The sequence below is a fragment of the Stenotrophomonas rhizophila genome, assembly GCF_001704155.1.
Taxonomy (GTDB): domain Bacteria; phylum Pseudomonadota; class Gammaproteobacteria; order Xanthomonadales; family Xanthomonadaceae; genus Stenotrophomonas; species Stenotrophomonas rhizophila_A.
On record NZ_CP016294.1, the window covers coordinates 920,539 to 932,582 of the forward strand.

11 protein-coding genes and 1 other RNA gene are annotated in these 12,044 nt (G+C 68.7%); 6 read left to right on the top strand and 6 right to left on the bottom strand.

All coding sequences use genetic code 11. The annotated features are described in order from the left end of the window. The first annotated feature begins 106 nt into the window (after nt 1–106). From ribH to thiL, 3 genes are read left to right on the top strand one after another with little or no spacing between them, the layout of a single operon-like run. Nucleotides 107–574 (top strand): 6,7-dimethyl-8-ribityllumazine synthase, encoded by a 468-nt coding sequence (ribH, locus tag BAY15_RS04000; RefSeq protein ID WP_068854542.1) that lies wholly within the window; start codon nt 107–109, stop codon nt 572–574. Further along, entirely contained in the window at nt 571–1,050 is a 480-nt protein-coding gene (gene nusB, locus BAY15_RS04005) for a transcription antitermination factor NusB (protein WP_068849204.1), read from the top strand. Before ribH ends, nusB begins: the two co-directional genes overlap by 4 nt. Before the next feature lie 19 nt (nt 1,051–1,069). Beyond that, nucleotides 1,070–2,041: a thiamine-phosphate kinase gene (thiL, locus tag BAY15_RS04010; RefSeq protein WP_068849206.1), complete on the top strand. Its 972-nt coding sequence runs from the start codon at nt 1,070–1,072 to the stop codon at nt 2,039–2,041. 16 nt (nt 2,042–2,057) lie between these two features. On the opposite strand, the gene BAY15_RS04015 is transcribed toward thiL, so the two are convergent. The 4 genes from BAY15_RS04015 to BAY15_RS04030 form a co-directional block, all read right to left on the bottom strand. After that, complete coding sequence (locus tag BAY15_RS04015) at nt 2,058–4,490, bottom strand: autotransporter outer membrane beta-barrel domain-containing protein (protein ID WP_068849207.1); 2,433 nt, start codon at nt 4,488–4,490, stop codon at nt 2,058–2,060. Nucleotides 4,491–4,750: 260 nt separating this feature from the next. Further along, entirely contained in the window at nt 4,751–6,136 is a 1,386-nt protein-coding gene (locus tag BAY15_RS04020; protein ID WP_068849209.1) for an FAD-binding oxidoreductase, read from the bottom strand. A 42-nt stretch (nt 6,137–6,178) separates the two neighbouring features. Next, nucleotides 6,179–6,559, bottom strand: coding sequence for a YraN family protein (locus BAY15_RS04025; protein ID WP_068849211.1), 381 nt, complete (start codon nt 6,557–6,559; stop codon nt 6,179–6,181). Nucleotides 6,560–6,563: 4 nt separating this feature from the next. Then, entirely contained in the window at nt 6,564–8,282 is a 1,719-nt protein-coding gene (locus BAY15_RS04030; RefSeq protein ID WP_068854543.1) for a penicillin-binding protein activator, read from the bottom strand. A 68-nt stretch (nt 8,283–8,350) separates the two neighbouring features. Here BAY15_RS04030 and rsmI point away from each other — a divergent pair, with 68 nt between their 5' ends. Both rsmI and rnpB read left to right on the top strand, forming a co-directional pair. After that, nucleotides 8,351–9,172, top strand: a complete 822-nt coding sequence (gene rsmI / locus BAY15_RS04035; protein WP_068849214.1) for a 16S rRNA (cytidine(1402)-2'-O)-methyltransferase — start codon at nt 8,351–8,353, stop codon at nt 9,170–9,172. A 321-nt stretch (nt 9,173–9,493) separates the two neighbouring features. Continuing rightward, nucleotides 9,494–9,845: RNase P RNA component class A (rnpB, locus tag BAY15_RS04040), an RNA gene on the top strand. A gap of 53 nt (nt 9,846–9,898) precedes the next feature. Here rnpB and BAY15_RS04045 read toward each other — a convergent pair. Beyond that, entirely contained in the window at nt 9,899–10,387 is a 489-nt protein-coding gene (locus BAY15_RS04045) for a DM13 domain-containing protein (protein WP_068849215.1), read from the bottom strand. Nucleotides 10,388–10,477: 90 nt separating this feature from the next. Continuing rightward, nucleotides 10,478–11,269 carry an NRDE family protein gene (locus BAY15_RS04050; RefSeq protein WP_068854544.1) on the bottom strand — a complete coding sequence of 264 codons (792 nt, stop codon included), beginning with the start codon at nt 11,267–11,269 and terminating at the stop codon, nt 10,478–10,480. A 370-nt stretch (nt 11,270–11,639) separates the two neighbouring features. Here BAY15_RS04050 and BAY15_RS04055 point away from each other — a divergent pair, with 370 nt between their 5' ends. After that, on the top strand, nt 11,640–12,041 hold the full coding sequence (locus BAY15_RS04055) for a division/cell wall cluster transcriptional repressor MraZ (RefSeq protein WP_221414335.1): 402 nt from the start codon (nt 11,640–11,642) through the stop codon (nt 12,039–12,041). The last annotated feature ends 3 nt before the right edge of the window (nt 12,042–12,044 follow it).

Consider the following 12,044-nt stretch of genomic DNA (forward strand, 5'->3'; position numbering starts at 1 on the left):
GACTCAGGGGGCTTTTCCACCCGACCCGTCCCGCAGCGTGCCGCAATCCGGCTACGCGCGGCCATGCGCTAGAATATTCATCTATTAAATGGACCCCACGCCGATCATGAGCCACTACGAAGGCGATCTCCGGACACCGGAACAGGCCCGTTTCGCCATCCTCGCCAGCCGCTGGAATGCCCGCATCACCGACGTGCTGGTGGCCGGCGCGCGCCAGAGCCTGGCCGGCAACGGGATCCAGGAAGCGGCCATCGACGTGATCCGGGTGCCGGGCGCGTGGGAACTGCCGCTGGTGGCCGCGCGCCTGGCGGCGGCGCACGAACATGCCGCGATCATCGCCCTGGGCTGTGTGATCCGTGGCGACACCCGCCACTACGAACACGTGGCCGACCGCTGCGCCGAAGGCCTGATGCGTGTACAGCTGGATTTCGGCGTGCCGGTGCTCAATGGCGTGCTGGCGGTCGAACGCGCCGAGGATGCCGAGGCCCGCGCCGGTGGCAGCCACGGTAACAAGGGTGAGGAAGCCGCACTGACGGCGTTGGAAATGGTCAATCTTCTGGAGCAGTTGCCGTGAACAAGTCAAACCCGGGCAAGCCCTCCGGCAAGCCGGTCCGCCGCGATGGCATCGACCCGGTGCTGCGCTCGCGCGCGCGTCGTCGTGCCCTGCAGGCGATCTACGCCTGGCAGATCTCCGGCGGCAACGCGCAGGCCCTGATCGCCCAGTTCGCCCACGAGCAGGCGCGCGAAATCGCCGACCTGGCGTACTTCGAGGCGCTGGTGAGCGGCGTGCTCGACCACCGCAAGGACCTCGACGAGGCGCTGGATCCGTTCGTGGACCGCGGCATCGAGGAAGTGGACGCCATCGAGCGTGCCGCGCTGCGCGTGGCCGCGTTCGAGCTGCGCTACCGCATGGACGTGCCGTACCGCGTGGTGATCAACGAAGCGATCGAATCGACCAAGAAGTTTGGTTCCGAACACGGCCACACCTACGTCAACGGCGTGCTGGATCGCGCTGCGGTGGAGTGGCGCAAGGTCGAAAGCGGGCACTGAGCCGGGTCGGGGAACGCCCATGTCCCTCGCCGAATTCTCCCTGATCGAACGCATCCGCACGCGCACCCGCGCGCGTGCCGATGTGGTGCTCGGCATCGGCGACGATGCCGCGCTGCTGCAGCCGCGTGCCGGCGAGCAGCTGGTGGTCACCGCCGATACCCTCAACAGCGGCGTGCATTTCCCGGCTGAAACCCCGCCCTATGACATCGGCTGGAAGACCCTGGCGGTGAACCTGTCCGACCTGGCCTCGATGGGCGCACGCCCGGCCTGGTGCGTGCTGGCGCTGTCGTTGCCGGACGCCGATCCGGACTGGATCGATGCCTTCGCTGATGGCTTCTTTGCCCTGGCCGACGCCCATGACATCGTGCTGGTTGGTGGCGACACCACGCGTGGCCCGTTGTCGCTGTCGGTGACCGCGATGGGGCAGGTGGCGCCGGGTGCGGCGTTGCGCCGTGATGGCGCGCAGGTGGGCGACGATGTCTGGGTCAGCGGCACGCTCGGCGACGCCGCCGTGGCATTGCGCGCCTGGCAGGGGGGAACCCTCGACGTGCGTCGGCCCGCTGAAGATGCGCCGGTGGACTACCTTCGCCAGCGCCTGGCCCGGCCCACACCGCGGGTCGCCCTCGGCGCCGCGCTGGTAGGCGTGGCGCACGCGGCCGTCGACATCTCCGATGGCCTGCTGGCGGACCTCGGCCACATCTGCGAACGCAGTGGCGTAGGCGCGCGCGTGGACCCCGAGCGCCTGCCGGTGTCCGACGCAGCGCGTGCACGGGTGGGCCTGACCCATGCGCGCGAGGCCGCGCTGCGCGGCGGCGACGATTACGAACTCTGCTTCACCGCCGCCGCTGCGCAACGGGGGGCGGTCGAGGCCATCGCCGCGCGCCTGGCGCTGCCGCTCACCCGTATCGGCGCGATCGTGGCAGGCCAGGGGGTGGATGCCGGTGGCGAAACCACCGGCCATCGCGGCTACGAGCACTTCACCGAGCTGTAGCGCCGGGCCGAAGCGCTCACCAGTCGCAGGACAGCCCCAGCTGCGCGGCGGCTTCGCGGTAGCCGCCATCGCCGCGCGTCAGCGCCAGTCCGCCCCATGCCGAAACGCCCCGGCCGACACCGACGCGGGCACCCGCGCCGAGCGCGTAGCGGTTGCGCGGGGTGCTGGCGCGCAGGGTCTCGTCGTCGAAGGCGATGCCGTTGCCGGCCCCGTCGCGGTACCAGTTCACCGTTGCGTACGGCTGCAGGGACACGGCGCCACTGCCGCCGTCGGGCGCGCCTTCCAGGCGCATGCCCAGCCGGCCGGACAGGCCGTGGTCGCCCAGGCTGCGTACCGTGGTGCCGTTGCGCTCGCGATGCGCGTCCATGGCAGCATCGGTATGGACCAGTTGCAGCTCCGGCTGCAGGCTCAGCGCCGTGGCGCCGATGCGACCGATATCCAGGCGGTAGCCGACTTCCAGCGACGACTGCCACAGGTCCGCGTCGTAGCGCTCGGTCTCCAGGCCATCGCCTTCCACGCGGTTGCGGAACCTTCCGCGCTGCACCGATGCATCCACGGACACGGCGTCATTGCGCCAGCTGCCATACACGCCCGCCGCGCCGCCTTCCACCTTGCCGCGTGCGCGGTAGCCGGTGAGGGACGAGCGCGAGGTCGCCTGCGACCGGGCGGCCGTGAGCATCACGCCCACGCGGCCCCGGTCGGCAGCGAACGCGCCGATGTCGGTGCCGACCAGCAGGCGCGAGCGGTCCACGTCAAGGGCAAGCTGGTCCTTGACCGCGCCCAGGCGGGTATGGGTTCCATCCAGCGTCGCCCAGGCGCGCACGTTCCCGCGGGTGGACGCGTGCTGCGCGGTGCGCTCGCGCGCACTGTGGCGCAGCAGGTGGTGGAGCGCGAACTGGTTGGCCAGGTAGGCGCCGGTCTCGGGGCGAAGCACGGGACCCGGCTGTCCGGGATCGACGGGATCGACGGGCTCATCGGGATCGATCGGATCCACTGGATCGACGGGATCTACCGGATCTACCGGATCTACCGGATCCACCGGATCGACGGGATCGACTGGATCAATCGGATCAATCGGCTCGCACTGGGGCAGGCTGGGATCAACGTCGCACGGATCCGGCGTGGGGCCACCCTCCGACCGCAGGTACCAGCTGCCGTCGATGCCCTTGACCAGGAAATACTCGTACTGGCCGCCGACGGCACGCCCGATCAGGTCGAACTGCGCGTTGGATTCGCCGCCGATGTTGATCAGCGCGATGCCACGGTCCGTCTTCGCTCCCGCGCCGCCCACATTGAGCACGCGCACGTTGGCCTGGCCGCTGGCGTTGCCGCTGATGACCAGTCGGTCCGTGCTTGAGGCGTCGTCCCCGAGCATGGTGTTGAAGGCCAGGGTGCCGCCGTTGCCCACGAATTCGTCCACGCTCAGCGTGTTGAATGCGGCGCCACTGCCCAGCGCAACCGTGCCGGCACCCTCGAGCTGCAGGTGGCCGACGCTGCTGTCGCCGGTCAGCAGCCAAGTGCTGCCGCTGCCGATGCCCGCCGAGGTCACGTTGGACAGGCGGCCCTCGATGCGCGCGTTGTTCTCCAGCAGCAGGTCTATACGCCCGCCGGCGGCGCTGTCATCGAGGGTGATGTCACCCTGCAGACGTGCGTTGTCGACCACCACGTTGACATGCGGTTGGCCGGCACCTGCAGCATCGGCCGAGTTGCGCACGCGCAGCAGATGACCGTCGCCACCGGTGAGGCGGGCGTCGTTGGCAATGCGCACGTCATAGGTGTGATTGGCATCCAGGACCTCGATCGCCGCACCGCGGCGGGAAAGGATCGTCGAATCCTCGACGATCAAGCGGCCGTCGCCACGGCTGTCGTGAAGCATCACCCCGACGTTGCCCGCATCGATGTGCGATCCGTTCAGCAGTTCCACCACGCCCGCGCCGTGGCGAATGCCGATGCCGGTGGCGTAATGCGCGTCGTCCGGCCTGTCCACCACGCGGAGGGTCGAGGCATCCAGCGTCACCCGGGCGTCGGCGGTGCTGTCGATCATCATGATGCCGACCGTCGGGACGGACTCGGGGGCCTCCTCGCCAATGGAGAGACGGCTGTAGCCCAGGTACACGGTGGAGCTGTCCCACGAGCGGATGCCGCCGTCGTCGATGCGCGAAGCACTGGCCAGCAGCGTGGAGCCACCACGAAGTTCGATGGCTTCAGGGTTGGAATGGCCGCGCTCGACCTGTGCAGTCTCCAGCCTGACCGTGCTGCCGTCCCGTGCGCTGATGCTGTACGTACTGCCTCCATTGACCAGAAGGTCCGCGCCGTTGGTCAGCTGCCACCATTCCTGGGGATCGCCCTGCGTGACTTCGTGCGCTTCGCCGTCGATTTCGCGCGCGCTGGCATCGTTCGGTGGGAGCATCAGCAGGGCCAGCATCAGGGAGGATGCGAGCGGGCGCATCGAAACACGGGCGGAGGAGGGGCGGTTTGGCATGATCGTCGGGCGTTCTGGTCGGAGGGCAGAGGGACACCCGACCATCGGCACGGCGTTGGAATGCAGGCAGGCCGGTCGCGTAGCACGCTGCTGCGCGGGCCGGGTGTCCAAGGGGCGACAAGAATGCGCAGCGATGCGCGCGTGGCCCATGCAAGGAATTGCAAAGCATCACACGTTGCGCGTGACGCGCTCCGCCCTTTGCGACGACGTGGCGAAAACGTCGTCGGTTACAGCGGCGGCAGGACCTTGCCCGGATTGAGGATGTCGTCCGGGTCGAGCGCGTGCTTGATCGCGCGCATCGCCGCCAACGTAGCCGGCGTAAATGCCTGCGTCATGAAGTCGCGTTTGGCCAATCCGATGCCATGCTCGCCCGACAGCGTGCCGCCCAGCGCCAGGGTGAGTTCGAAGATCTTCGGTAACGCCGCCTGCGCACGCGCGTTCTCGTCCGCGTCGTCGGGGTGGTACAGGATGTTCACGTGCAGGTTGCCGTTGCCGGCATGGCCGAAGGTGACGATGGTCAGCGTGTACTGCTGCGCCAGTGCCTGCACACCGGCCACCAGGTCCGGAATGCGCGACACAGGCACCACCACGTCTTCGTTGATCTTGCCCGGCGCGATGCTGCGCAGCGCGGGTGACAGCGCTTTGCGCGCCGCCCACAGCTTCTCGCGTGCGCTGCCTTCCATTGCCACGTCCAGCGCCAGCATGCCGTCGCCTTCGGCGGCCGTGGCCAAGGCCTGCAGCAGGTAGGGCAGGGTGTCGTGGTCTCCATCGGCTTCGACCAGCAGCATCGCGCCGGCCTCCGGCACCTCCGCGCCATTGCGGCGCAGCAGCTCCAGGCTGCGCGCATCCATGAACTCCAGCCGGGTCGGCACCACCGGCTGCCCCATCAGCCGCGACACCGCCGCCGCCGCCGCGTTCGCGTCGCGGTACAGCACCCGCAGCCCGGCCTGGGCCACCGGCAACGGGGTCAGCTTCAAGGTGGCTTCCACGATCAGCGCCAAGGTGCCTTCGCTGCCCACCAGCAGGTGGGTCAGGTCGTAGCCGGTGGCGTCCTTGGTATAGGCGCCGCCGCACTGGATCAGTTCACCGGCGCCGGTGACCGCAACCAGCCCAAGCACGTTGTCGCGGCTGGTACCGTACTTCACCGCGCGTGGGCCGCCCGCGTTGCAGGCCAGGTTGCCACCGATGCTGCAGATATCGGCGCTGGACGGATCCGGTGCCCAGAACAGCCCGTGCCCGACCAGGGCGTGCTGCAGGTCGCCGTTGAGCACGCCCGGTTCCACCACCGCGCAGCGGTTGCCCGGCTGGATGTCGAGGATGCGGTCCATGCGCGCGAACGACAGCACGATGCTGCCGTTGACCGGTACGGCCGCACCGGTGGTGCCGGTACCGGCGCCGCGCGCCACCACCGGCACCCCGTGTGCGCGGCAGGCGCGCACGATCTGCAGCACTTGGTCGCGGTTGCGCGGCAGCGCCACGCCGTTGGGCAGCGCATGCCGCCAGGAGTTGTCCTGTGCATGCGCAGCCAGCGTGGTGGCATCGGTGCGCCAGCCATCCTCACCGAGCAGCGCCTGCAGGGTGGCGGAGAATTCAGCAGGCAGGGTCGTCGTCATTGCAGCCATCCGGTAGCGCCGCCCGTTGGGCGGCCCTCATAGTCATCGATCGAAACCGCAGTCTTCCAGACGGAAGGCGTCGCGCAGCCAGTCCAGGCGGGGTGGGTCGCCACTGGCATCAATCACGTCGAAACGGCAGGGTCCCTGCGCCAGCGTGGGATGCGACTGCAGGAACAGCTGTGCGGCCAACACCAGTTTACGTCGCTTGCGCAGGTCCACCGAGGCAGCGCCACCCCCAAAATCGGCGGTGGCGCGATAGCGCACTTCCACGAACACAGTGGTGTCGCCATCGCGCATCACCAGGTCCAACTCACCGCCCTTGTAGCGGACGTTGCGCGCAACCGGAACAAGCCCGGCGCGCCGCAGGTGCGCCAGCGCGGCGGTTTCCACCGCCGCCCCGCGCTGCGCCCGCTGGGTGGGCATGGCCTTAGTTGTTGCTCACCGGCATCGGCCGGCCGCCGCTGAAGGTCGACCACGCCGGCACCCGCAGCACGTTGCCGTTGCTGTCCAGGAACAGGGTGCCGGTGGCACCGGCCAGGCCGCCCTCGGTAGCGACCTTGTCCAGGTAGGCGCTGATCTTCCAGGCGTCGAAACCGAACGCGAACAGGCGACCGGCCGCGCCGCGCGCAGTCGGCAGGATCTGCCCGGCGGTCGCGGCCGAGGGCAGGCCGGCCACGCTGCGCACGTTCCAGGCTTCGTTCGGGTAGACGATGCCGTCCAGCGCCATGTCTTCTTCCGGCTTGCCGGTGCCCAGGGTCAGCTGCGAGGTGCCCACGCGGGTGGCGCCGCCCACGCCGGCCAGCGCCAGCTGCGGGGCCAGCGCGCGCGCCTGCGGTGCCTTCACCGCCATCAGCACGCCGTCCACCGCGCCGGCGGCACGTACCTGCGCGCCGATGTCGCCCACGGTGTCGTTCACACCCACGGTGGCCAGCACCTGGCCGCCGCGCTGGGTGAAGCGCTCGCGGAAGGCGGCGGCGGTACGGCGGCCGTTGTCGTCGTTGCTGTGAAGCACCAGCACCTTGCTGCGTTCGCGGCTGCGCAGGTACTCGGCGGCGATGATGCCGTCGTCTTCCGGCGCCAGCGAAAAACCGGCGCTGCCGGCCGGCGGACTGCTCTTGCCGCGGTTCAGTGCCAGCACCGGCACCGGCAGTTCGGTACGGCCGAACACGGCGTCCACTTCATCGCGGCCCAGCGGCCCGACGATGAAGTCCACGCCGGCAACGACGGCCTTGTCATACGCGGCCACGGCGCCGGCCGGGGTACCGGCGGTATCGATGAACTGGATATCCGGGCGCTGCCGGCTTTCACCGTAGTAGCCGCTGAGCAGGCCATCGCGCACGGGCTGGGCGGCGGTGGCCAGGCGGCCGCTGAGCGGCAGCAGCACGGCCATCTTCACCGGCGGGCGGTAGCCATCGCTCATCGCCGCGGGACGCTTGCTGGTGTCGAACTGGGCCACGCCATCACGGTCGAACGGGCGCGGCAGCGGCAGCCCACGTGCGATCAGGGCGCGGCCGGCAAAGTTGTACAGCGGCTCGTTGGCCGGCAGCGCGGCCGCGCGGGCACGCAGGGTGGCATCGTCCAGCGTGCCGAGCAGGCCGGCAATGGCCTGCTGGTTGTCGGTGCGTGCCTGGCCGGTCAGCGCGGCGTGCGCCCGGGCGCGTTCGGTGGCCGCACCCATTGCATCGCCGGTGGCCTGCAGCGCGTTGGCGCGCGCCAGCTGCCAGCGCGTGCGCAGCGGCGCGGAGACGGTGTCGGAGGATTCGTTCAGGAACGCCAGTGCCTGGGCCGGCTGCTTGTCGGCCAGGGCCAGCTCGGCGCTGGTCAGCTGGAAGCGCTGCAGGCTGGCGCCGCTGAGCTGGCGCGCGGTGACCTGGGCCAGCAGGCTGCGCGCGCGGGCGTTGTCGCCGGCCTCGCGCCAGGCGAAGGCCGCATCGGCCAGCGCGGCGCCACGGGCGTTGCCGCGCAGGGTGTTGGCCAGCGCCTCCAGCTGTACGGCGGCGTCACGCGGCTTGCCCTGGTCGATCAGCGCCAGCGCCTGGCTCTGCGCCGGCGATTCCGGGGCGCTGGTCAGGCTGGTCGTGGCGCAGCCGGCAAGCAGCAGCAGCGACAACGACAGGGCGGAGATGCGTGCGGCGGGCTTGTTCATCATCAGGTCCATTCGAGGGTGGCTCGTACACGTTAGGATTCTACCCTTGACCTGTGAGTGCCGTTGCGATGAGTGCTGTCCCCACGCTGTATGTCGTTGCCACCCCGATCGGCAATCTGTCCGACCTGACGCCGCGGGCGCAGGAGGTGCTGCGTTCGGTGGCCGCGATCTGCGCCGAGGACACCCGCCGCAGCGGCCAGCTGCTGGCCCACTTCGGCATCCAGCAGCCGCTGGTGGCGCTGCACGACCACAATGAAGAGGTGCTGGCCCAGCGCATCGTGGCGCGGCTGCAGGCGGGCGAATCGCTGGCGCTGGTCAGTGATGCCGGCACGCCGCTGGTCAGCGACCCCGGCTACCGGCTGGTCCGTGCCGCGCGCGAGGCCGGCATCCGGGTCAGTCCGGTTCCCGGCGCCTGTGCGGCCATTGCCGCGCTCAGCGTGGCCGGGCTGCCCAGCGACCGCTTCACCTTCGAAGGCTTCCTGCCGTCCAAGGGGTCCGGCCGACGCGAACGCCTGCAGGCGCTGGCGGGGGAAACCCGCACGCTGGTGTTCTACGAATCCTCACACCGCATCGCGGAGTCGCTTGCAGACATGGTTGCCGCATTCGGCCCGACACGGCCTGCAGTGTTGGCGCGCGAACTGACCAAGCTGTTCGAGACTGTGCTCGACGGCGACCTGGCCAGCCTGCTGCAGCAGGTCGAAGCCGACGACAACCAGCGCAAAGGCGAATTCGTGGTGATGGTGCAGGGCGCGGCCAACGACGAAGAAGCCCAGCTCGCGCAGGGCCGCCGCCTGTACGCCAAGCTCAGCGAACACCTGCCGCCGTCGACAGCCGCCAAACTCGCCGCCGAACTCACCGGCGCCCCGCGAAAAGCGTTGTACGGCTCGTAAACGGCATCGCAATGGATTCGTGGAAATTTCCGGGCGGCTGGCTGATTGATCCCGACCTGCGGACGTTACGTAACACGTCGTAGCCCCGGCCGTTGGCCGGACACCGCGCGCAGCGCGGCTCAAGCGCCCGGAGACGGTAACGCAACAACTGCGGCCAACGCCCCGGCGTTCAAAGGTTCCGAAGCCGCCGGTCAGGGTTCATGACGCCGGCACGAAGAGCAGCCGGCCAACGGCCGGCGCTACGAATTGATACGGGCCCATTGGGATCGGTATCAATCAACCAGGGGCCAGCATCCGTTACGGTGGTAGACTACCCACGGCAGAGCCGGCCAGACAGTCGCGTCATTCCTTCGGGAATGCCGAGGAAAGTCCGGGCTCCGCAGGGCAAGGTGCCAGGTAACGCCTGGGCGGCGCGAGCCGACGGAAAGTGCAACAGAAAGATACCGCCTACGTTCCCTTCGGGGAGCCGGTAAGGGTGAAATGGTGCGGTAAGAGCGCACCGCGAGTCTGGCAACAGACCGGCACGGCAAACCCCACCTGGAGCAAGACCAAATAGGGTCCTCATGGCGCGGCCCGCGTCGGGACCGGGTAGGTTGCTTGAGCGCCACGGTGACGTGGCGCCTAGAAGAATGACTGTCCACGACAAAACCCGGCTTATCGGCCGGCTCTGCCGCTTTTTCCGCCGACGGCGAAGAAGCCCCCTCAGCAAAGGGGGCTCCTCGTTCGTCAGGCTTGCGGGCCCATTCGATACTGGGCCGCCGAGATGAACTGGCTGAACGCTTCGCACCACACCACCACGGTGGTGTAGTCGTCGATGTCGACGTGGTCGGGCACCTCCAGCAGGAAGCGGTTGAAGGTCTTTACGTCACCGATCAGCGTGGCGTCCTGCTTGATCCGCAGGAAATCGCCGCGGGTGTCGACGTATTCGCGCGACAGGTACACCTTGTAATCCGGGCCGGGGGCCATGCGGCCATCGAAGGCGATCTGGCTGTGGCTCACGCTGACCTTGCCGTCGGCCCAATGCACCGCGTCACTGCCCTTGAGGTCGCGGCGGAAGCGGGCTTCATGGGTGCTGTTGGCCATCGCCTCGGCAACGCTGGACGCGCTGGGCCCATCCGGTGCGGTAAGGATGGGCAACAGGTATACCCCGCTGCCGAAGCCTGCTGCCAGGGTCAGCACGTGGGTGGCCAGGAAAAGGCTAAGTCGTCGATTCATCAAGGGTCTCGGCTGGAGGGCGCCAACTGCGCCGGTACCAGACAAGAGCGACGAGCGGGCCGGATCGATCCGGGCCGTGCCCCGCTTCATTCACCCTGCAGCGGGGCGGGGCAGCGGCCCGGGCGGGCCGACCGTGAGCGCGGTTTCCCCCACGCACGCGCCCGACGGGTCGAACCGACGCTCGCGGATGAAGCCCTGGCCCTGCGCATCCAGTGCGATCACGGTGCTGGCCCGGGTGCCGTACTCCGGGCTGCGGATGAAGGCGGCCGACAGCCAGCGCTCCCGCTCCAGGCCAATGCCGGTGTCGGGCAGGCGGGCGTCGGCAGCGCGGTTCTCGTCGGCCAGTGCCGCCCACAGCGGCGCCAGGTCCTCGCGGCCGGCGTCCACCCAGTCCTGCAGGGCGGCATTCAAGGCCAGGGTCTTGGGCCATGGCGCGTCCAGCGGGCCGTTGGACATGCCGTGGATACCCGGCGCCAGGGTCTGCCGCAGCAGCGGGTGGTTGCCCAGGAACTGGCAGCTGTCCCGATCGGCCAGCAGCAGGTTGAACGGAGCAAAGGCCGGGGCGTTGCCGGCCAGCGCGTCGGCAAAGGCGGCCGCAGACCCGGTACCGCGCAGGTAGTCGGCCACCAGTGCACCGCGAGACGGGCCGGTCTGCCGGGCCAGCGGGTCGCGCACGTTGGTCACCACCGCCATCCGGCCATCCAGGCCAACGCCGGCCCAGGTGCCGCCCGAACGCAGGTCTCGCCCGGCCAGCACGCCCAGGTCCGGTGCGGGCCACGCCGCCAACCCGGCGGTGGGGCGTGCATGGAATTCATCGCGGTTGCCGGCCATCAGCAACTGCCAGCGGGGGTGGACCTTCCAGGCCAAGGCAAGCAGACACATGCCCGGCATTGTGCCGGTTTTGCGCAGCAACGGGTCGCTTGGGACATGGGGGCGGATGAATGCGCGGGGATGTTTCACGCCACCTCCACACCCCTGAACTTCGCCCCAATCTCAAAAAATGAGACGAAACAGCAACTTGTGGATAAGCCTTGAACAAGTCTCTAAACATTGCTGCAAGCCCTTGATGTCCAAGGTGATTTCCCCTTCGCAAAACTGTTGACAACCCAATCGGCACTGCTAAGGTGGGCAACAGAGGGGAAACCGGGTTTTTTGTGGTTTTTCGTGGTTCAATGTTTCATCCAGGCGAAGGAAAGGTGTACGCGTCGTGTTTCAGGGCGAGACGGCCATCACGGTTGACGATAAAGGACGCATGGCGGTTCCCACCGCGCATCGCGACCTCGTCGCGCGTGTGAGCAACAACCGCCTGGTCCTGACCTACAACCCTTTCGAGTCCGGCTGCCTGTGGCTGTATGCCGAGCAGGAGTGGGAACGGGTCCGCGACGACGTCATGTCCAAGCCCAACACACAGCGCGTCGTGCGCCTGCTGCAACAGAAGCTGGTCGGTTCGGCCGCGCATCTGGAGCTGGATGGCAACGGCCGCATCAGTATCCCGGCAAGCCACCGCAACGCTGTTGGCATTGAAAAGAAGGCGGTGTTGCTCGGCATGGGCGACAAATTCGAATTGTGGAGCGAGCAGGCTCATCGCGCACTGATCCAGCAGACGTTGTCTGACGAGGATCTGGGCGATGGGTTGCTCGACCTGAAGTTGTGACCC

Bases quoted from the DNA above. Each gene is read 5' to 3' on its own strand.
- ribH (WP_068854542.1), top strand. From the start codon at position 107: ATGAGCCACTACGAAGGCGATCTCCGGACACCGGAACAGGCCCGTTTC.
- thiL (WP_068849206.1), top strand. From the start codon at position 1,070: ATGTCCCTCGCCGAATTCTCCCTGATCGAACGCATCCGCACGCGCACC.
- BAY15_RS04015 (WP_068849207.1), bottom strand. From the start codon at position 4,490: ATGCGCCCGCTCGCATCCTCCCTGATGCTGGCCCTGCTGATGCTCCCA.
- BAY15_RS04020 (WP_068849209.1), bottom strand. From the start codon at position 6,136: ATGACGACGACCCTGCCTGCTGAATTCTCCGCCACCCTGCAGGCGCTG.
- BAY15_RS04025 (WP_068849211.1), bottom strand. From the start codon at position 6,559: ATGCCCACCCAGCGGGCGCAGCGCGGGGCGGCGGTGGAAACCGCCGCG.
- BAY15_RS04030 (WP_068854543.1), bottom strand. From the start codon at position 8,282: ATGAACAAGCCCGCCGCACGCATCTCCGCCCTGTCGTTGTCGCTGCTG.
- rsmI (WP_068849214.1), top strand. From the start codon at position 8,351: ATGAGTGCTGTCCCCACGCTGTATGTCGTTGCCACCCCGATCGGCAAT.
- BAY15_RS04045 (WP_068849215.1), bottom strand. From the start codon at position 10,387: ATGAATCGACGACTTAGCCTTTTCCTGGCCACCCACGTGCTGACCCTG.
- BAY15_RS04050 (WP_068854544.1), bottom strand. From the start codon at position 11,269: ATGTGTCTGCTTGCCTTGGCCTGGAAGGTCCACCCCCGCTGGCAGTTG.
- BAY15_RS04055 (WP_221414335.1), top strand. From the start codon at position 11,640: ATGGCGGTTCCCACCGCGCATCGCGACCTCGTCGCGCGTGTGAGCAAC.